13 protein-coding genes are annotated in these 22,418 nt (G+C 35.2%); 5 read left to right on the top strand and 8 right to left on the bottom strand.

Annotation, left to right across the window (positions count from 1 at the left end; all coding sequences use genetic code 11):
* Positions 1–69 precede the first annotated feature (69 nt).
* A complete protein-coding gene (locus ACFOUY_RS10420; protein ID WP_378960494.1) occupies positions 70–468 on the bottom strand; it encodes a hypothetical protein in 399 nt (132 codons plus the stop codon).
* Between the two features lie 225 nt (positions 469–693).
* Here ACFOUY_RS10420 and ACFOUY_RS10415 point away from each other — a divergent pair, with 225 nt between their 5' ends.
* The 4 genes from ACFOUY_RS10415 to ACFOUY_RS10400 all read left to right on the top strand — a co-directional run bounded on the left by ACFOUY_RS10415 (position 694) and on the right by ACFOUY_RS10400 (position 12,904).
* A complete protein-coding gene (locus ACFOUY_RS10415; protein WP_378960493.1) occupies positions 694–9,483 on the top strand; it encodes an Ig-like domain-containing protein in 8,790 nt (2,929 codons plus the stop codon).
* A gap of 36 nt (positions 9,484–9,519) precedes the next feature.
* Complete coding sequence (locus ACFOUY_RS10410; protein ID WP_378960492.1) at positions 9,520–10,521, top strand: PorP/SprF family type IX secretion system membrane protein; 1,002 nt, start codon at positions 9,520–9,522, stop codon at positions 10,519–10,521.
* Positions 10,522–10,530: 9 nt separating this feature from the next.
* The gene (locus ACFOUY_RS10405) at positions 10,531–12,522 is read left to right on the top strand and encodes an OmpA family protein (RefSeq protein WP_378960491.1); all 1,992 of its coding nucleotides are present in this window, start codon (positions 10,531–10,533) and stop codon (positions 12,520–12,522) included.
* 175 nt (positions 12,523–12,697) lie between these two features.
* Positions 12,698–12,904, top strand: a complete 207-nt coding sequence (locus tag ACFOUY_RS10400; RefSeq protein ID WP_378960490.1) for a hypothetical protein — start codon at positions 12,698–12,700, stop codon at positions 12,902–12,904.
* Between the two features lie 90 nt (positions 12,905–12,994).
* Here ACFOUY_RS10400 and ACFOUY_RS10395 read toward each other — a convergent pair whose 3' ends face one another.
* Entirely contained in the window at positions 12,995–14,188 is a 1,194-nt protein-coding gene (locus ACFOUY_RS10395) for a sugar transferase (RefSeq protein WP_378960489.1), read from the bottom strand.
* A 2-nt stretch (positions 14,189–14,190) separates the two neighbouring features.
* Positions 14,191–14,595 carry a response regulator gene (locus ACFOUY_RS10390; protein WP_378960488.1) on the bottom strand — a complete coding sequence of 135 codons (405 nt, stop codon included), beginning with the start codon at positions 14,593–14,595 and terminating at the stop codon, positions 14,191–14,193.
* A gap of 749 nt (positions 14,596–15,344) precedes the next feature.
* On the opposite strand from ACFOUY_RS10390, the gene ACFOUY_RS10385 reads away from it, so the two are divergent.
* Positions 15,345–18,800: a PAS domain S-box protein gene (locus ACFOUY_RS10385; protein ID WP_378960487.1), complete on the top strand. Its 3,456-nt coding sequence runs from the start codon at positions 15,345–15,347 to the stop codon at positions 18,798–18,800.
* Between the two features lie 21 nt (positions 18,801–18,821).
* Here ACFOUY_RS10385 and ACFOUY_RS10380 read toward each other — a convergent pair whose 3' ends face one another.
* The 5 genes from ACFOUY_RS10380 to ACFOUY_RS10360 form a co-directional block, all read right to left on the bottom strand.
* On the bottom strand, positions 18,822–19,022 hold the full coding sequence (locus tag ACFOUY_RS10380; protein WP_378960486.1) for a DUF3606 domain-containing protein: 201 nt from the start codon (positions 19,020–19,022) through the stop codon (positions 18,822–18,824).
* A 158-nt stretch (positions 19,023–19,180) separates the two neighbouring features.
* Positions 19,181–20,173: an L-glyceraldehyde 3-phosphate reductase gene (gene mgrA / locus ACFOUY_RS10375; RefSeq protein ID WP_378960485.1), complete on the bottom strand. Its 993-nt coding sequence runs from the start codon at positions 20,171–20,173 to the stop codon at positions 19,181–19,183.
* Positions 20,174–20,384: 211 nt separating this feature from the next.
* Positions 20,385–21,611: a metallophosphoesterase gene (locus tag ACFOUY_RS10370; protein ID WP_378960483.1), complete on the bottom strand. Its 1,227-nt coding sequence runs from the start codon at positions 21,609–21,611 to the stop codon at positions 20,385–20,387.
* 95 nt (positions 21,612–21,706) lie between these two features.
* Positions 21,707–22,042: a response regulator gene (locus ACFOUY_RS10365; protein ID WP_378960482.1), complete on the bottom strand. Its 336-nt coding sequence runs from the start codon at positions 22,040–22,042 to the stop codon at positions 21,707–21,709.
* 41 nt (positions 22,043–22,083) lie between these two features.
* Complete coding sequence (locus ACFOUY_RS10360) at positions 22,084–22,323, bottom strand: ATP-binding protein (protein ID WP_378960481.1); 240 nt, start codon at positions 22,321–22,323, stop codon at positions 22,084–22,086.
* Between the last annotated feature and the right edge of the window lie 95 nt (positions 22,324–22,418).

Genomic DNA, 22,418 nt, shown 5'->3' with positions numbered 1-22,418 from the left:
CACATTACAAACAAAATAGCTAACGTAAAAGCAAAGCCATCTGACAAAATGGAAGAAATTATCTCAAAATTATTCCCACCGCACTAAAAGGGACAAGTCAGGAAATGGAACGCCAGAACTGTTTTTTTTTGCTATTAATGAAACTTCGGTAATGGCCTGGCACTTTAATTTTAAATCTTGCCAAATGTCATTAACATCACTGGCTTCATTTTCTTTGTCTTTACAAAATGACTCCCAATCTGTAAAACCGATGTATTGCGATAGGCTATTTAGTGTAAATAAGGAGAATTTGTGTATGGTTTGGGCAAAGCCAAAAAAACGCTTTACAGTAGTTTCGCTAACGTAATTTTTCGTTTCCTTAAATATAAGTTCAGAAATCGTCTTACAATGGGCGGGGTCAATGTTTCTTAAACCCGATTTTATAAGTACGAACTTCCTAAGTTGAGAGAGTAATTCGTTTTTATTCATTTTAGAGAATGATACCTACTAATATCATTATAATTATGCAATAGCAAAAATGATTTAGGTAACAAAATGCCCATGAATAAAATGAATGAACAGATCTTAGGAATAATGAACAGTAATGGATAAAACTGGTAAGATGTGGCTGACGTAGATTTGACAAACGCGACGAATACTCTCTTAAGGGGATAAAATTTGCGCTTAAAAAATCACAACTATAAAACGCCCTATATGAAAAACTTTACCTACTTGTCCTTATTTAGGAAATTCTGCTCTGTTAAAGTAATTCCAATTATCTTATTAACGCTCATTTACCAGAAATCGTATAGCCAAACAAAAATTTATGCTAACACGGTAAGCTCGGTTACTGGACAACCACAAACGGTAGAAAATGCTGCAAATGCGATAACAGATGATGCATTAACATTTGCTACCGTAAAATCATACGGAGGGTTGTTAATAGGGGTAGGAGCCTATTCCGGAGCGATAGAGCTTAAGTTTCCAAGCACAATTTCTGCTGGAACAACTTCTTACATCAGAATAGATACTGACCCAGCACTATTGAACCAACTATTGGGTGGGAATTTAGGTGGTTTACTAGCCGGTGTAGCAGGAGGAGTAGTTTTAGGTAGTCATTACATAGAGGTTGGTGCAAGAAATTCATCAGGTACAACAGTTTTAAGTGGGGCTAGTACCGGAGGTTTTACAAGTTCGAATTTAAGAATAGTAAGAGATGCAAATGGATTTTTTTACGTGGCATTAAGACCAAATCAAGATTATGATAGGGTTTATTTACGTGATGTTACTAATGGATTGTTATTAACTATTTCGAATAGTACGAAAGTTTACAACGCTTTTTACACGAGTGGGGTTGATGCCTGCGCTCAGGCATTTGCAACAGATTTTGAAGGAAATGGTTTAACAGTAGATGTTTTAGGCTTGGGTAAAGCTGGAGTAACTAATCCGGGTTTGGCAATAGATGCAAGCCAAACCACGTACTCCGAACTAAGTTTAGGCGCATTGGGGGTTGCAGGTTCAATTAGTCAGAATTTTTATTTTAGTACAGTTTCTAATGTCGGCGATGATTTTAATTTAAGGTTTAGTGCTTCATCTGCATTAGTTAACGCAGGTCTTTTAAATGCATTAAGAGTTACTGCTTATAATGGCAACAATCAGGTTTTTTCACAATCGGCTTCGAATTTGTTGAGCTTAGATTTACTTGCTTTGCTTAATAGTGGCCAGCCAGTAACGGTTCCATTTTCTCCTGGCGTTGCTTTTGATAGAGTTCAGGTTACTTTTTCATCATTATTAAATGCTAATTTAACACAAACCATTTTAATTTATGGTTTGACCAGATCTTCGGGTAGGGCAACTTTTACTTTGCCTGCTACAAACAGTATCGCTGCTTGTTATAATAGCGCTGCAAACCTAACGGCTACCACTTTAAATACGAACGAATTAAGATGGTATGATGTGATAGAGGGTGGGACAGTGCTGGCAACTACATCTTTTAACGGTACTTACACAAGCCCACTTTTAACCGCCAATAAAGTTTATTATGTGGCAACAAGAAAGATAGGTTGTACAGAAGAATCAGGACGGGTTCCCGTTACCATTACCGTAAATCCAGCAATTTTATTTAATACAACAACGCTGCCAGATGGAGCAAACGGTTTTCAATACAGCAAACAAATCGATGCTGCAACAGGAGGTGCTCCAGGCTTTACCTATGCAATTACCGGTGGTGCTTTACCTTCTGGGCTAACATTCTCTACTGGTGGAATAATTTCTGGAATACCAACTGTTACAGGCAACTTCCCTTTCTCTATTATCGCAACAGATACTAAAGGTTGTACTGCAACAACAAATTTTAATATTGTTGTTTCCGCTGCATTAGTACTTACACCAGGAAATTTGCCAGATGGAGTTACTGGTGTATCTTATGCTTCTCAAAACATTCCGGTTGCAACAGGCGGAACTGGGCCTTATGTTTATTCTGCAATAAATCTCCCTCCGGGATTAACTTTTGATCCTTCAACGAGACAAATCAGTGGAGTACCAAGTCAGATGGGTACTTATACTATTCCCATAACCGTTACAGATGCGAATGGAAATAGTGCAACTTCTGGTTTTACAGTTAAAATTACGGATCCATTTTTATTGCCAGCTGTATCTTTAGCAAGTGGTATAACTGGAAAGCCTTACAATACACAGGTTATTCCATCTGCAACAGGTGGAACCGGGCCTTACATTTATGCTGCTACTAATCTTCCACCGGGATTGGCATTTAATACAGCAACACGCGAAATTACGGGTACACCTTCTGCTTCTGGTAATTATACTTTTCCAGTTACGGCTACGGATGCAGATGGAAAAACCATTACAACAAATTATACAATAGTTGTTACCGACCCACTTATATTGCCCTCTACAGTGCTTACCGATGGAACTGCAGGAGTAACTTATCCTACTCAAAATATTCCATCTGCAACAGGTGGAGTTGGTCCCTATACTTATTCTGGAACAGGCCTTCCACCGGGTTTAACTTTTAATACAATAACCCGTGAGATTTCAGGTACTCCAACTCAAGGTGGTAATTATACTGTTTCTGTAACAGTGGTCGACTCACAAGGAGCTACTGCTAGTAATACTTATCCTTTAAAAATCAATGGATTATTATCTCTGCCAACAGCAACTCTTCCCAACGGAATAGTAGGAATTGTTTATCCTACTCAAACCTTGCCACTAGTAACTGGAGGAACAGAACCTTACACTTATTTAGCGACTAATTTACCTCCGGGATTAAGTTTTAACACTAGTACCCGAGAGATAACAGGTACACCTACCCTGGGTGGTACATATATTGTTTCGTTAGTCGCAACAGATGCGAATAATAATAAAGTTAATACCGATTACATTATCGTTGTCAATGTTAATCAACCCACAATTGCTAATGCTACAGTTTGTATTGGTAATTCAGCCACATTAAGTGTAACAAATCCTCAAAATGGTGTAACCTACAACTGGTATGCGTCTGCAGGAAATACACCGCTGGCAACAAATAATTTGGGTGTTTTTGTAACTCCTGTTTTAAATGCACCAACAACATTTTATGTAGAGGCGATTTCTGGTACAGCATCAAGCACAAGAACAGCTGTAACAGTTTCAATTAATCCTGCAGCAAATCCTGCTGTTATCACAACTAATAATCAAGTAATAAATTCAGGTCAGACAACAACGCTAATTGCATCAGCTGATGCCGGAAATACAATTAAATGGTATGCTGCTGCAAGTGGAGGAACGGAATTAGCTACAGGTTCTAATTTTGTAACACCCCCTTTATCAGCAACAACAATTTATTATGTTGAAACTACGAATGCTGATGGTTGCTTAAGTGCTAGCCGTGTACCTGTTACGGTTACTGTTATTACAGATGGAGGTAACACAAACTGTAATGCAGCAAATACGCAAAATACTGGTATTACAGGGATATGTTTACTATGTGGCATTACTGGAGCAGGTAACTCAACCGATTCTAATCCTAATAATTTTACAAGAATTTCATTGGCTGTAGGGGCTTTATCAACTGGTTATCAGCAATTAATATTTCCTTCTTTTGGCGCTGCAACAGATAGCATCCGTTTAGATTTGGGGTTACCAACCGGACTTTTAGATTTATCTGTATTGGGCAACATTACTGTTAATGTGTTAAATGGTACAACATTAGTTGGTAGCTATCAATTAAATTCATCTGTTTTAAGGTTAGCCTTGTTAGGTGGAACAAGATTTAAAGCAACACTTCTGGCAGGTGGTATTTTTGATAGGGTAGAACTTCGTTTTGGTGGATTAGTATCTGCAATTAGCAGCTTAGATATTTATGGAGCCACTGTTGTTTATCCAGGTCCAACCATTACAAGTGGATCTCAAACTATTTGTTCAGGTACAACGGCAACATTATCTGCAACAGCAAATGGAGGCACAAGCTTAAGATGGTACGATGCACCAACAGGTGGGAATCTTGTTGCATCAGGAGAGACGTTTACTACAACAAATTTAACTACAACATCAACTTACTATATCGAAGTTGTTAAAGGTAATTGTGCCAATACAGATAGAATACCTGTTGTGGTTACGGTAATTCCTGTAATTTCAACTCCTGTTTTAGCTCCAATTGCAAATGTTTGTTCAGGCGCTGCGGCTACATTATCTGTTAGCAATCCTGATCCAAGCGTAACTTATAACTGGTACGCTGCATCAACAGGGGGGACGCCAATTTTTACAGGTAGCCTATTTACAACAATCCCGTTAACTAGTACTGCAACATATTATTTAGAAGCTGCCAATGGAAGTTGTGTAAGTAGCAGCAGAGTTACGGCCACTGTTAATGTTAACCCATTACCAGCAATACCAACAGTTGCTGCGTCTTCTTTAACTGTAAATTCTGGTCAAACCGCTACTCTTAGTGCTAGCTCATCAGAAACTGGAGTAACTTTTAATTGGTACGATTCGCCAGCTGGAACAACTCCAGTTTATACAGGGGAAACGTTTGTAACGCAACCTTTAACTACAACTACAACCTACTATGTAGAATCTATTTCTGCTTTGGGCTGTGCTTCTTCTACTCGTGTACAAGTAACGATTACCGTTACCGGAACAGATACGCCAATTGCAATACCTTGCGAAGTTGCATCTGCTCAAATAAATGGGGTAACAGGAGTTGCTTTACTTGCTAATGTATTTAATCCTGGCCTTGCAGTTGATAACGATGCACAAACAGCTTCCTCGCTGGTTATGCCTGTTGGGGTAATTGGAGCTTCAGTATATCAGTCTCTGTATTTCAATGGTTTATCCAGGGTTGGAGATACATTAAGGGTTTTAGTATCTTTTCCTCAGCGTATTTTATCTGCTAGTGTTTTAGGTAATATCTCAATAACAACCTATAATGGAGCAACATCTAATAATGATGCAACACTATTGAATAGTAATTTGCTTAACGTACAGTTATTGAGCGCAAATACACAAGCATTAATAACTTTAATACCATCGGCAGCTTTCGATGGAGCAGAACTTCGTTTAAATTCAGGAGTTGTTAGCGCATTAACTTCTGTAAACCTAAATTATATGCAGCGCAGCCTGTTGACACCAGAAGTTGCATCATCTAGTGTTAATGTTTGCGCAAATTCAACAGCAACACTTCAGGTACTAAATCCGGTTGGAACAACTACATACAGATGGTTCGACGAAGCGCAGAATGCAGTTTTTGATGGAGCTAATTTTACAACGCCAGCGTTAACCGCAAGTGCTAAATTCTATGTAGCAATAGTTTCATCTTCGGGGTGTATAAGTGCAAAAACTGAAGTTGATGTAATAGTTGAACCAATACCAGCTTTACCAGAATTATTATTGCCAACGGTTAATGCTTGTTCGGGGACCGCAATTATTCTGCAGGTTAAAAACCCAGTAAATGGAGTTATTTATAAATGGTATGATGCTTTGGGTAATTCGGCAGGACCAAATGGTACTACTTTAACTGTTACGCCTTTATCAAACACTACCTACCAGTTAGAAGCTGCAAATAACTGCGGTTTAGCATCGGCGAGAGCTACAGCGACAGTAAATATTGGCACCGCACCTGATGCACCTATCCTAACTCCTGCATCTGCTACAATTGTTTCTGGTTCGCAAGCCCTGCTTACAGCGACATCCTCAATTTTCGGTGCTGAAATTAAATGGTATAGTGATATCACATTAAATAATTTGGTTGAAACTGGTGCAACGTTTTTAACGCCAGCTTTAACTTCTAATACAAAATATTATGTAACTGCAACAGTTGCAGGTTGCGGTATTTCTGCAATTGCAGAAGTTAATGTAACAGTAACGCCGATAACCCCAGGTACCGCACCATGCGGTTTTGCCAATACAATACTAGCTGCCAGCGTGAATAATTCAATATCAGGTGTTTATAATGCAGGAGCAGCTATTGATAATGATGTTAATACTGGTTCAATATTATTTATATCTGCAGATATAAGTACTTCAGTTTACCATCGTTTAGGCTTTTCTGGTGGTTTGTCAAATATTGGCGATACGTTAAGAATTAAAATTTCATCGCCAGGCAATTTATTATCTGCAGCAGTATTACCTAATATAAGCTTAACAACCTATAATGGTCTTAATTCAAATTTAGACGCCGTTACACTAAATAATCCTTTAATTCAATTAGAACTAGCTAGTGATGGAAGTGAAGCTACACTTGTGTTTATACCTACGAAACAATTGGATGGTGTTGAACTAAGTTTAAGCTCAGGCCTGGTTGGCGTATTAACATCTATCAATTTTGACTATGCGCAGCGATCTATTATGGCTCCTGAAGTAAGTGCAATAACTGCAAGTAGTTGTGCTGGCTCTTCGGCTGTTTTAAGTGTTAATAATCCAAAGCCAAATACAACGTACAAATGGTATCAAGGTAATGTTTATCAAGCTGGTAAAGATGGAACTACATTCTTAACAGACCCACTTTTAGGTGTTGGAACCTACGATTTCTTTGTTTCTGCTACTGGAAATAATGGATGTGAATCAGCAAAAGTAAAAGTTGCCGTAACCATAACAGCACCGCCTTCAGCCCCAATACCTACTAATACAAACCCTACATCAACCTGTATAAATTCTCCTATAGTTTTAAGTGTTCAGCCAGTTGCAGGCATTATTTATAATTGGTACGATGCAGCTACAGGGGGTAATTTATTGGTTAGCAATAATAGTATTTTTACAACTGCTTCAAATTTGCAGCCTGGAACTTATACATATTATGTAGAGGCACAAATTGGCTCTGGTTGTATTAATTCTAGCAGAACACCAGTTACTATAACTGTTAATCAAAATGCAATAGCATCTGATATTCAAATTACAGGAACAACAAACTTATGTAGCGCAGGAGTGGCATCGCTAACAGCTAGTAGTTTAACGGTTACCAATCCAACTTTTATTTGGTATAGTGATGCTGCGTTAACTAACGTGGTAAATACTGGTGCTACCTTCACACCTCAAATAAATTCGAATACAACATATTATGTTACAGTAAGTGGAGATAATCGTTGCGCAAATGGTTTTGGCAATGCAGCAATGGTAAATATTCTTATTAACCCAGTAGCGGTTGCTACAGATGTTAATGTATCTGGATTGACTACACTTTGTGCTGGTTCATCAACTGTGCTTGTTGCTAGCTCTACTATTAGTAATCCTGTGTTTACTTGGTATAGCGATGCTGCACTAACTACAATTGCTTATTCAGGAGCATCGTTTACAACACCAGCTTTAACTGCTCCAACAACCTACTACGTTACTGTTAAAGGTGATGGAAGATGTGAAAATACCCCTGCTACAGCAAAAACTGTAACCGTAAATACTAATCCATTATCAACAGCAGGCGATATTAACGTAAGTGGTTCACTTTCAGTTTGCAAAAACTCTACAGTAGCTTTATCAGCCTCATCAATAACCGTTAATAATCCTGTGTTTACCTGGTATAGTGATGCTGCACTAACTAACATTGCTTATTCAGGAGCATCGTTCACAACGCCAGCTTTAAACGCAACAACAACTTATTATGTTGCGGTAAGAGGAGATAATAGTTGTGCTAATACTCCAGCGAACGCTAAAATTGTTACGATAATCGTTAAAGAGTATGCAACTGCGGCAGATATTACGCTTAACAGTGAAAAAATATGTTCTGGTTCATCAGTTACGCTTATGGCATCAAGTTTAACGGTTACACAACCAGTATTTACCTGGTATAGTGATGCCTCTTTAACTGTTCCCGTGTTTACAGGCCCATTTTATAATGTTAACGTTGCAAGCACAACTAATTTTTATGTAACTGTTAAAGGAACAAATAAATGTGAAAATGCAGCCGCAGATGCTAAGCTTGTAACGGTTACAGTAAATTCATTAGCTATTACAACCGATATAATCGTGAGTGGAAATACTGCTGTGTGTACTAGCTCTTCTGCAACTTTATCGGCATCCTCAACAACCGTGATTAACCCAATATTTACTTGGTACAGTGATGCAGCCCTAACAAATATATCTTTCGTAGGATCAGTATTTACAACAGCCGCATTAAACAGTAATACAACATATTATGTTACCGTAAGAGGTGATAATAAATGCGAAAATTCTCCAGCAAATGCGAGAGTAATTCAGGTTACAATTTTACCTATTCCTGCTGCGCCGAGCTTAATTAGTGCTACAAGTGGTACAATTTGCTCTGGTAGCACTACTGTTTTAAATGTTACTTCACCTGATCCGACATTAACTTACAGGTGGTATGCTGCAAGCTCAGGAGGTAGTTCTTTAGCACAAGGAAATACTTTTGTAACACCAACATTAACGGCAACAACTATTTTCTATGTTGAAAGTGTTAATGCTTCGGGTTGTGCAAGTGCATCAAGAACTCCCGTTACCATAACGATATTGCCTGTTTTGGCAATACCTATTGTTAAAGTTGAAACCACTACCCAAAATAGTGTAACGTTTGTGTGGAATGCTGTTACTGGTGCTTTGGGCTATGAAATATCAACAAATGGCGGTGCGAACTGGCAAGTACCTACTGGTGCAACAAGTCATTTGATTTCTGGCTTAAAACCCGATCAAAGTGTTACGCTATTGGTTAGGGCACTAGGCCAACTTGGTTGCCAAACAAGTGCAAATTCGACAACTACAACCGGAAAAGCAGCTAATCCACTTGGTAATCAGATATATATTCCTAATGTATTTACCCCAAATAACGATGGTAAAAACGATGTGTTCCTGGCGTACGGAACTACCATAGTTTCTGTTAAAATGAATATTTATACGCAATGGGGACAACTTATTTTCCAGGTAAATTCAACTACAACAGGATGGGATGGTACTTATAAAGGAATTGCGCAGCCAAGTGGTGTATATGTTTATATGATTGAGGCAGAATCATCAGACGGAACAACAGTGGTTAAAAAAGGTACTATAACCTTAATCAGATAATTAACAGGTATAATTTACAGCTATAAACTACATCCCATGAAAATTCTATCAACATTGAAAATATACTTAGCAATACTGATTTTAAGTATTACGGCAATAAGTACCAAGGCACAAACTGACCCGCATTTTTCTCAATATTATGCCTATCCTTTGTGGTTAAATCCTGCCTTAACGGGAGTAATTGATGGCGATTATAGGGCATCAGTTAATTTTAAGCAACAATGGGGCGCATTGTCTAATTCGTTTTTAACTGGAGGCGCATCTTTTGACGTAGCGCCAACCAAGAATTTTGCATTTGGCGCTACAATCTTAAACCAAAGAGCGGGAGAATTAAATTTTAATTATTTAACAGCTTTAGTTTCGGGTTCTTATCGTTTAAGATTTGGTTTGGAAGGATTACAGATGATAAGTTTTGGTTTGCAGGCAGGTTTCGTTAATAGAAGCTTTGATTTGTCTCAAGGTCGCTTTGGTAACCAATTTAACCCAATAACAGGCTATGATGGTGGTATGCTAAGTGGCGAAAGCTTTTCATCAACATCATCTTTTGTACCCGATATTAATGCAGGTATTATGTATTTCGATGGTAATCCTAACCAAAATGTTAATGTTTTTTTTGGTGCAAGCGCTGCTCATTTAAACCGGCCAATAGAACGTTTTTCTGATAACAGCTCGCGTACACCAATTCGTTTTACAGGGCATGGTGGTGCAAGAATAAGGGCTTCTGAGATTTTGGATTTAGTTCCTAATGCGTTAGTAATGTACCAAGGTAATACGAACGAGATTTCTGTTGGTGCTTATGCTCAATTAATGGTTAATAATCAGTCTAATGTTTTATTTGGTGGTAACTATCGTGTTAAAGATGCAGCTATAGCATTTGTAGGCTTGCAATTTAAAAATATGGTTTTTGGTTTAAGCTACGATGTAAATACTTCAACATTTCAACGTGCTTCGAATAGCAATGGCGGGTTAGAGTTATCTATTTCTTTAATTGGCCGTAATGGTATAATTGGTCCAAACTTTTTCTGTCCTCGTTTATAATTATTTATTATGAAAAAATTAATCCTCTTTCTTGTTGTTGTGGGTTGTACAGCTGTTAAAGCGCAATATGTGGCTAACTATAAAAAAGTAGCTGATGTTTATTTTCAAAATAAAGATTATTATGCGGCAGCTTCATTTTATAAAAAAGCCCTCAAAATTTCTTCAGATAGTACCCAGATTGTTATTCCTTACGGAAAAGAAAAAAAGGCAAACCGCGATGAAAAATTAATTGAAGATTATGAGGGTTCTTTATATAACCTTGCCGAATCTAGTAGAATGTACAGGGAGTATACGGAGGCAGAAAAGTATTATGCAGTAGCAAGTACTTTTAGTAATCCTAAATATAAAAGAGCTTTATTTTACTATGGAGAGAGTTTAAGGGCAAACAAAAAATTTCAGCAGGCAATAATCGCTTTCGAAGAATTTATTCAAAAAAATAAAACAGATGAATTTGTAAAAACGGCAAATCTGGAAATTCTTTCCTGCAAGTTTGCAATAAAAGAAATGAGGTATCCAAGATTGGTTCAGATAAAGAAATTACCAAATAATGTTAATGGATTAGGCTCTAACTATGCACCGGTTAAAAGTGGTAACGACTTTTATTTTACATCATCGAGACCTGTTGCCGTTTCGGGCAAACCTGATATTATTAAAACGATAAATGGCGAAACTCAAGTTTCTACAAAAGCAAATCCATTTATTAATAATATTTACAGCGTTAAAAACGGATTGCTCGAAACAGAAATTGCCGTTAAAATAATTGATTTAAATTTACCAAAGGATATGGAATTTGCTGCAGTAAGCTTTAACCCCGAAGGTAATGTAGCTTATTTTACGGCTTGGAAAGACAAACAGAAGTATGAAATATATTCTGTCTCTAAAATAGATGATAAGTGGACAAATCCACAGCCGCTCGGACTTCAAATTAATAGTAAAGATTTTAACTCGGCACAACCTTTTGTAACGGGTGATGGTAAATTCCTGATTTTTTCATCTGATAGAGTTGGTGGTTACGGGAAATATGATTTGTGGTATTCGGCTATAAGAACCGACGGCTCTTTAGGCCAGCCTGTTAACCTTGGGGCAGAAATTAATACAGAGGCTGATGAGAAAGCACCTTATTATAATAGTCAAACCAAAAAAATATTATTTAGTACCGATGGAAGAGTTGGTTTTGGTGGATTAGATTTTTTCGAATCGGAGGGTAACTTGATAAACTGGACCACACCGAAGAATATGGGTTATCCTTTTAATTCTTCAAAAGATGATATTTATTTTTCTCCAATAAATGCTGATGGTAGTAAAGCTTATATCAGTTCAGATCGGGAATCATCATGTTGTTTAGAAGTTTTTGAGGTTAAGAGAGAATATATTTCTGTTTCGGGCATAATTACCGATTGTAAAACGAAAAAACCTTTAAATGGTGTTAACGTTAAGATGCTCGACCAGGAAAATGAGAACAATATCATTACAGACAATACAGGAAGATATGAGTTTAAAATGGATAGCAGAAGACCTGTGAAACTTAACATGACGAAGGATAACTACTTTGCCTTAAGCAAAAATTACACCTATGAAGAGATAGCTAAGGCAGATACATTAATGTATATGGATTATTGTTTAAATTCCTTTAAAATTAACGTTCCGATTGTGCTTGATAATATTTATTATGAGTTTAATAGCGCTGAATTAACCAACTCTTCGAAAAAAGTTTTAGATGCATTAATAACTATTATGGATGATAACCCAGAGATGGAGATAGAGTTAAGTGCACATACAGATGATATTGGGGCTGATGTTTATAATCAAGATTTGTCTGAAAGGAGAGCTAAATCATGTGTAGATTATCTTATAAGTAAAAATATTTCAGCTAGCAGATTAACCTCTAAGGGCTATGGAGAATCTACGCCTGTTGCTCCTAATAGGCTAAAAAATGGGAAAGATAATCCTGAAGGGCGAGCAAAAAATAGAAGAACGGAATTTAAGGTTACAAAAAAATAAATTTAATTTTTCAGTTGGTTTGGTTAAGGCAGGGGGGGGTAAACTTCTGCCTTTTTTTGATGGTAATTTTTTAATCAAATAAATCGTAAATTGTATTCTAAATTATACGAATTAATTATACAAAAATTCATATAATTGCTAAACCTATTGTTTGGTGTTTACAACTTATTAACTAATGCTGAGAAAAGGCAAAATAACTTCAATTAATGAGGAAGGATCTGGTATAATTACAGATGAAAATAATCAAGAGATTCCCTTTAACCTCGGGACGTCTTTTTTCTACAATTTAAAAGATGTTAAGGTATATTTTGATATAGAATTAAAACCTGAAGGCTTAGTTGCCATTGATATTTCACTAGCAACAGATTCAAATAGATTTTGATAAAGAGTTACCTTTCGCATTTACAAATAGCTTTGAGAACTAATCTTAACTTAAAGATTAGGCGATTTAATGGGCTATGCAAGAAATGATCTAAACATTTTCTTTTTGAAGTAATGCCGGAATCGTTTTTAGAATCAGTTTGATATCGTTAGTAAAACTTTGATTTTTTGCATAAGTATTATCCAGCATTAATCTTTCATCTTCGCTCATATCGCCTTTTCCACGCTTCTCTACCTGCCACAAGCCAGTAATACCTGCCGGTGCTGCAAAGCGCAAAACATATTTATCAGTGGTTAATTTTTCGGCTTCATATAGTGGTAACGGTCTGTTTCCAACAATGCTCATATCGCCAATAATTACATTCCAAAGCTGAGGAAGCTCATCAATACTTGTATTTCTTATAAAATTACCAACTTTAGTAATTCTAGGGTCGTTCTTAATTTTAAAGAAGGCAGAACCCGAATTCATTTTGGAATACTTAAAATCCTTTTCACACCATTGAATGTTATCTGCGTAGAGTGGATATTGGCATTTGCCTTCTGCAGCACATTGATTACAAAGACTTTCTTTAATAATATTATCTTCTTGTTTAACAGCATCAATGTCATATTGATTTAAGTGCTTTAAATCTTTAATACGCTGGTCTGCATTAACAAACATCGACCTGAATTTATAGAATTTAAAAACCTTGAAACCAGTTCCGGCACGTAAAGAGTAGTAAAAAACAGGGCCTTCTGACTCTATTTTTATCAATATGTATATAATTAAAAATAATGGGGAAAGCATGAAAAGAGCTAAACCGGCAAAGAAAACATCGAATACTCTTTTTGCAAATCCTATATTTTTTATTGGTGGTACATTGGGCGTAATATTATCTTTTAATTCATTCCAATTTTTAATAAGAAAGTTGACACGATTTTCAATTCTATGAACTTTTAATGGAATTCTAAATACATCAGAAATTCCTGCTGAAAGTGCAAGTTTTCTAAGGTTAGGATTAAAATAGTTTACCACTAAGAAAAATGGTACTAAAGGAAGTTCTTTCTTTTTTAAGGTTTCTACTAAAGCTAAACCAGCAGGGGCCATAATTTCACTGTAAGAAATTATAGCAACAATTTGCAGATTTTGTTCAACCCAAGCGGTAGCCATTTTCATTCCATTTTCGAAATGAACGAGCTCTTTGTCTTCGAAGTCGCAATCTGCAAACATTGAAGCAAATGAATCTTCGAACCCTAAAAGAGCTATTATTGGTGTTCCTGGGTCGACGTAAATTTCTTCACTCATAATTAAGCGCTCAATTTTCCCATACGTCTTAACACAACTCTAATTCTTGCTTCTAATTCTGCCGGATTAAAAGGTTTTACTATAAAATCATCTGCTCCAGCATCTAAACATTTAATTCTTTTTTCCGAACTTTCTTCTCCTGATAAAATCATGATGGGAACAGAATTAAAAAAATCACTCACTTTAACTTGTTCAATTAATTGCAAACCATTAAGTTTTGGCGTATTTAAATCAGCTATAATCAAATCAGGAATATTACCGTTTTGTAAATAAGATAAAGCATCCAAACTATTCGATCTAATTTCAATATTATAAGTAGAACTTAAGATTTCTTCCAGTATTGCCTGCATAAATACGTCATCCTCAACTATCAAAATTTTGATTGAACGTGTGCCTGATAAATTCATTTTGCGGGTTATGTTAAACTACAGCTCCTAAATAACTTAAAACTGTTGATAGGTTTTTTAAACTTGTAAATATTTGATTTCTGATTAATTTGTATAGCCCATTAAACTTAGTTTGACATTTTTTGTAGCATGTTTATCAAAGAAATATAATAATTTTTGAATACAAACAAAAGAAAATTTTTGTAATAACTTAAATGTTATTTTAAGAATAGTAGTAATTGTAGATTTCATTCAACTGTTTGGGGTATGATTAATCAAAAAGCAAATATCTAGCCAATTAACTGGTATTTAGTTGTAGTTATTAATTTTCTTATGATATTGAGCAGTATATCAATAATAAAAAGGTTTAAAATCAACTTTATATCATTGTGCAATGATATAAAAAAGGTATCTAATTACAAATTGATTTGGTGACATATAATTTAAAAAAAATATTTTTTTGACGAAAGCTCATCTTTTTTGCCCCACATTATGTGGGGTGGGGATTTTTCTTACTTTTTTTAGATGAAATGCAAACAAAATTCAAAATCTACAACTTAATAGTAGGAAAAATATTAGTCTATATATATATTTAAATTTAAACCCATATCTTTAATTTTCTTTATCTCCTTAAAATATAAAGTTTGTATCAAAAATAGGAGCAAGGAAATATTTAATTGCCAATTAAAACAGGCAACACTATCATCTACTAAATTAAAAGCTCTCTCAAGGCCTCGAAACTTTGAACCACTAAATTATCGTTGAAAAATATGAGTGCATCTGTATTTTCCTTTAACCAAAATCAATTAAACCGATTATTTCCTTTTTTTATTATTATTAATAAAGATTTAGTTATAGAATCGTATGGTGCTGGTTTGGAAAAAATAAATCAAAACCTTAATTATAAATCTTTTTCTGAAAATTTTAATATCGTCGAGTTAAATAACCAATCGATTGATTATTTAACCTTGAAATCTATCAGTGGCCAATTTATCAATCTAATTCTTAAAAATGAATTAGGCAAATTGATATCTGGAAATTTCGAATTTTTAGAAGAAGAAAATCACTTTCTGTTTGCCGGCTCATCGGTTAATAGTTTAGAAATAGCAGAACCAAATTTCGAACGGACTACTAAAGAGCAGAAAGAGCAATTGCTTATTTTATCACAAATTGCTGAGGTAAATACTAACACTGTAATTATAACGGATAATAATGATATAATTACGTGGGTAAATCAAAGTTTTACCACAATGACTGGTTATTCATTTGATGAAGCTATTGGTAGAAAGCCAGAGCATCTTTTACATGGACCAGGCACCAGTCAAAAAACATTAGATTATTTAAATGCACAGGTATCTAAAGGTGATTCTTTTAACGCCGATATTTATAATTATTCGAAATCTGGAGTGCCTTATTGGGCCAGAATCAAAGGCCAGCCAATTCATAATCAAAATGGAGAGGTAACTGGTTTTTTTGCATTGATAGAAGACATTACAAGAGAAAAAGAATCGCAAGAAAGACTAAAAGAATCAGAGAACCGGTTTAGAGTAGCACTTGAAAAAATCGGCAATGTTTGGGAGCATGATTTCTTGACAGGGAAAACTTTTTTCTCAAAAACAAATAACGAATTCTGGGGCTATTCTGAAAACGAACTCGGGCAAGGGGAATCAAACTGGTGGGATAAAGTTCACAAAGATGATTTTCATTTACTGCTCTCTAACTTTAAAAATTATCGTAGGGGTAAAATCGATTCTCATAATGAGGAGTACCGCATTATTCATAAAAATGGTGATATAAAATGGGTGTTGGATCGTGGTGTTGTTATAGAAAAAGACGAAACTGGTCGGCCACTTCGTGTTGTTGGTACCCATACTGATATTACTCCTATTAAAAGAACGGAACAAGAGTTAGAACAACGTGTAAAACAATTTAAATCATTATCTGAAAACATTCCGGGAGTAATTTACGAGTATGAATATAGGGATGATGGAACCGATGGGTTAAGGTATATTAGCCCAGCCATAAAACGTGTTTTTGGTATTACTGCAGATGAATTCTGGAATCAGAAATATATAGCACCTGCAGACCAAGAGAGAATTAATGAAAAGCAACAACATAGTAGAAAAACGCTTCAACCTTTTTACGATGAATCTGAAATTACCATACCAGGGATAAATACAAGGTGGTATGCCGTTCATTCTTCCTATTCATATACCGATCAAAACAATGCGAAGGTTTTTACAGGTTTTATGTCTGATATTACCGAAAGAAAGAGTGTTGAAGAATCGTTAAGGATTAATGAAGAGAAATACAGAAGTATTTTAGCCAATATGAAACTCGGCTTATTAGAAGTTGATAATGAAGGCAAAATAACGTATGCTAATAATAGTTTCTGCTATATGAGTGGTTATTCTATGCCTGAGTTAATTGGACAAAAATCGGCCGATTTATTTCTTTTCAACGATAGCTCTGATTTAGAGAAGGAGATGTGGAAAAACCGCGAAAAAGGACTTGCAGATGCTTATGAAGTTGAAACTAAAGATAAAAATGGAGACAGAAAGTGGTGGCTAGTAAGTGGTGCACCGCGTTATAATGATAAATCTGAGTTGGTTGGTTCTATTGGTATTCATCTAGATGTAACCGACCAAAAAGTTCAGGAGATTGAATTAGTCGAATCAAGAATTGAAGCCGAGCAATCTGCCCATTCTAAGGAAATTTTCCTGGCAAATATGAGCCATGAAATACGAACCCCGATGAATGCAATTATGAGTATGGCCAATCAGCTTGCTAAAACCACTCTAGAGCCGCAACAAGAGTTTTATTTAGAAACGATACATACCGCATCAAAAAGCTTATTGGTAATTATTAATGATGTGCTCGATTTGTCTAAAATCGATGCAGGTAAATTAAGTTTAGAAAATATTGGCTTTAATCTGATTGATGTGCTTCAAAATGCCATGCAGGTTATTACGCATAAAGGAGAAGAGAAAGGATTAGACCTTAATAATTTCTACTTCGATGGAAACATTGCTAAGGTATTAATTGGCGATCCTTATCGCTTAAATCAGATTTTACTAAATCTAATGACTAATGCAGTTAAATTTACAGAAAAAGGATCTGTCGATTTAAATTGCCATGTAGTAACCGATAAACCAAATTCGCAAGTCATTCAAATATCTGTTAAGGATACCGGAATTGGAATGGATGAATCCTTTGTAAAACATCTCTTTGAAAAATTTAGTCAGGAATATGAATCTGTAAGTCGTAAGTATGGTGGTACAGGCTTAGGTATGAGCATTTGCAAGGAGCTAGTAGAGCAAATGGGTGGCGAAATTTCTGTTGAAAGTGTTAAGGGAGTAGGTTCGACCATTTCGTTTGTTGTTGAGTTTCCTAAAGGTGTTAGTGCCGACATGCCTGAAAAGGTTGAAACTCAGTTTAGTGAAGACTTTTTAATTGGAAGGAAGATTTTGGTTACCGATGATAATGATTTAAATCGGTTAGTTGCTTCTATACTTCTGTTAGATTTTGGTGCTACTGTAATGGTTGCAGAAAATGGGGAAATTGCCCTCGAAATGATTTCGAGAGAAACATTTGATGTTATTCTAATGGATATTCAGATGCCTGTTATGAATGGTTATGAGGCTACAAAACAGATAAGAAAGAGTGGAAACGATATTCCAATTATTGCCTTAACGGCATCGGCAATTAAAGGAGAAAGAGAGAAATGCTTAGCTTCTGGAATGAACGATTATATTACTAAGCCTATAAACGAAGAACAATTTTTAAAAACAATAGATAAATGGATTACTTTAGATTCTGAAAATCAAGCAGATACAGAGATAATGCAGTTTGTAGAAAATGAAGCTAGTGGAGAAGAACTGTATGATTTAGCAGGACTAAGAACCATTAGTAAAGGCCGTGAGGCTTTTGTGAAGAAAATGGTGGATATGTTTTGTGAGCAAACCCCAATTACAGTCAAAGAAATGATTGATGCTTATCATGCAAATGATTTAGAGCAAATGGGGTTAATTGCGCATAAACTAAAATCTAGTGTAGATAATCTAAGTATATTTCCTCTACTAAAAACGATTAGAGATATAGAGACTATAGGTAGAGAAAATTTAGATGCTTCTGTACTGCCAGTGGCCTTAAACCAGACTGAAACAATAATTAATAAAGTAATTGAAAAGCTCAGAGAAGAATTTCCTGAAGAAGATATTGCTTAAGAGAAAAAAAGTTAATTAGAATTAAGTTTGAATAGCTATTTTTCCACTCTCGTTTAAGTAATTTTTTACGCAGTGAAGTGTTGTGCTTTTGCAGGCTCTTATCGCCGATTTTAGTGTTTCAATACTAACACCTAATCTCGCAGCCCAATATTTTCGGTCTTGCTCATCGGCAACTACTATAAACTCATCGTTAAAATCAGGTGTAAATTGTTGGCTCATCATAAAAATAGGTCTTTATTTAGCCATTAAACAAACATTTATATCCTTTGGTTTTAAAAATTATATTTTTTTAAAAAATATTTAACAATGCAAATTGAAGATTTAAATAAATTCCTCAAAAGTTAAATGTTTTTCGAGGAATTTATTTTTAAGATTTAAACTTAGCCAGCTAAAATATTATCAATTTTATCTAGTTCTTCTTTATCGAACCTCGTATTATCTAAAGCTTTTATAGAATCTGTTATTTGTTCAGGCTTGCTTGCACCAATTAATACTGAAGTTACACGTTCATCTTTAAGCAACCAGGCTATTGCCATGTGTGCCAACTTTTGGTTTCTAGTATTTGCTACTTCATTCAATTTTGCAATTTTAGAAAGTTTTTCTGACGTTAAATTGCTTTCGTTTAAAAATACACCACTCGTTGCTACTCTCGAATCAGCAGGAATGCCATGCAAATATTTATCCGTTAACAGGCCTTGAGCCAAAGGTGAGAAAGGGATACAGCCTACGCCGTTTTCTTGTAAAACATCGAGTAAACCATCTTCAACCCAACGTTCGAACATCGAATATTTTGGTTGATGAATTAAACACGGTGTACCCATTTCTTTTAACAATTTAAACGCTTTTGTGGCTTCATCTGCCTGGTAATTAGAAATACCAACATACAGAGCCTTGCCTTGCTGAACGATTAAGCTTAACGCAGCCATTGTTTCTTCTAAAGGTGTTTCTGGGTCAGGGCGATGATGATAGAAAATATCTACGTAATCTAATTTCATTCGCTTTAAACTTTGGTCTAAACTCGAAACTAAATATTTTTTTGAACCCCAGTCTCCATAAGGTCCATCCCACATGGTATAACCAGCTTTCGATGAAATAATCATTTCATCGCGATAGCTTTTAAAGTTTTCATTTAATATTTTGCCAAAAGTTTCTTCAGCAGATCCTGGCGGCGGCCCATAGTTGTTCGCTAAATCGAAATGAGTTATGCCTTTACTAAAGGCCGTAGCGATGAGGCTTTTGCTGTTTTCGTGAACGTTTACATGTCCGAAATTGTGCCATAGACCAAGAGATAACTCTGGTAATTTTAAACCACTTTTTCCGCAACGACGATAATTCATTGATTTGTAGCGATTTGTTAAATCTATATTACTCATTTTATTTTTTGTATTTTTAACACGGGATGGGTTAGTTGCTTTATCAAAGAAAAGGAAAAATAAATCAATATTACATTGCCAATTTTAAAAATTCCTTAAAAAAACCTGTGGATTTTTAAATTGTAGAGTATTAAAAAAACAGTGTTGTAAGGAAGATTAAAAAGATTGCTCTCCTAAAATTTTTAAATAAGGAGATGAAATTTCAAAATCACTAATTCAATTTTCTTTTTAATTCTATTACACTAATTTCTGGCCAAATCCCAATTCTGCCAGAAAAACCAAGGAATCCAAAACCTCTGTTAATATTTAGGTATCTATTGTTTTCGGATTTTAAGCCTGCCCAGTGCTTATATCTATATTTTACAGGACTCCACTTTATTCCGAAAGCTTCTATTCCGAATTGCATACCATGAGTGTGGCCTGCGAGTGTAAGTTGAATTTTTGAAGGGAACTCTTTAACCTGTGCATCCCAATGCGATGGATCGTGAGAAAGCAGTATTTTGAAATCATTAGGTAAAGTATTTTGTAAAGCCTTTTTTAAATCGCCTCTTTCGCCAAAACCAATGCCCCAATTTTCTACACCTGCCAGGATGATTTTTTGACCGTTTTTTGTGAGTTCTACATGCTCATCTAATAAAAGTTTAAATCCTAAATCTGCATGATAGGTTTTAAGCTGTTGCAGGTTTTTAATTTTATCAATTTCAGTAGGCCATTTTACATAATCACCATAATCATGATTCCCTAAGATAGAGAATTGTCCGAAAGGAGCCTTTATCTGCGAAAAATGCCCGATATAGGGAACAATTTCGGATGCAGCATTATTAACTAAATCTCCGGTAAAAACAAAAAGATCACTTTTTTGCTCATTAATTAAATCAATACCTTTCTGTACTGCTTTTGGATTTGTAAAACTTCCGGCATGCACGTCTGATATTTGCGTTAATTTAAAGCCATCAAAAGCATCAGGTAAATCATCAAAATATAATGTGTGTTTTATAACTCTATACGCATATTTACCTTTTGTTATTCCATAAATAAATAAGATAACAGTTAACCCAAAAATTGCCAAAGCAAAATCTACCCAATATTCACTTCTGGCTACCCAATGAAAACCTTCGGTTTGGAAATTTGAAAAAACACTTAAAATTAAGCGGTAGATGTCTCCAAAGAGTAAGAATACAGCAAAAATTACTTCCGCTACGAAAAAAATTAAGAATAGGTGAGTAGCAATTGTAAAAAAGAGATCAGTTCCTTTGGCTCGCATTCTTTGTATTGCGTAAAGGATAGAAATGCTTATCGTAACTACGAAAATCCAGAATATCGTGATTAAAATTTTCGAGCTTATCACTGTAGTTAATCCCGAAAGTACATAAGCGTTAAAAAAAATAAAAAAAGCGGTAAAAATTGCGAATGGTAATAGATTAATTCTTCTTTTCATTAATTAAATTTCTGATACATTTTTGTAAAAGTAAATCTAAAGACTAATAAAAAGCATGTAAGTTACGCAGAGGAATTTTTTTGACTAAAGTTTGATTAACTATATTCTTTTTCTACTGTTTTGGTCCATTTTATCATAATGGTTCTCAAATCATCAAGTGTAAAAGGTTTTGCTAAAAAGTCTTTCATTCCAGCAGCTAGGCAACTTTTTTTATCTTCTTCCATTGCATTTGCACTACAACCAATTATTATGGGCGGAACAAGGTTTTTGGTTTTGTAACGGTTTAAAATTTCGATTGTTGCAGTAACTCCATCCATTTCGGGCATTTGAATATCCATTAATACGATGTTAAAATATTCGTTTTCAGTTTTATATACTGCTTCTGCACCATTGTTGGCAACAGAAAACTTATAACCTGATTTTTGAAGCATTTTAGAAGTTATAATCTGATTAAAAATATTATCCTCAGCAATTAAATATTCATTCCAGCAACAGGAATATTTTGTTTAATTACTTGCGTGTTTTTATTACTTGCGAGTTGTTTGGTTTGATTTAATTCTACAGGTATCGTTAATGTAAATTCAGAACCCTTATTTTTCTCGCTAAATGCAGTAATTCCACCACCCGTCATTTCGGCTAGCTTTCTACAAATCACAAGTCCTAAACCCTCACCTCCATACTTTCTTGTAATAGATGGATTTACCAGGGTCAACGCACTTAAATTTGGTTAAACACTTGCAATAGATACTGATTGTCCCATCCAGCCTTGAGTCTTTTAGTTACTAGAGAGCCCTTGGATGGATCTTT

Origin of the sequence: Pedobacter jamesrossensis, from assembly GCF_042650905.1 — a bacterium.
GTDB classification, from domain to species: Bacteria; Bacteroidota; Bacteroidia; order Sphingobacteriales; family Sphingobacteriaceae; genus Pedobacter; species Pedobacter jamesrossensis.
The sequence above is the reverse complement of the archived record's forward strand: the minus strand, read 5'-3'. Positions and strand labels throughout refer to the sequence as shown.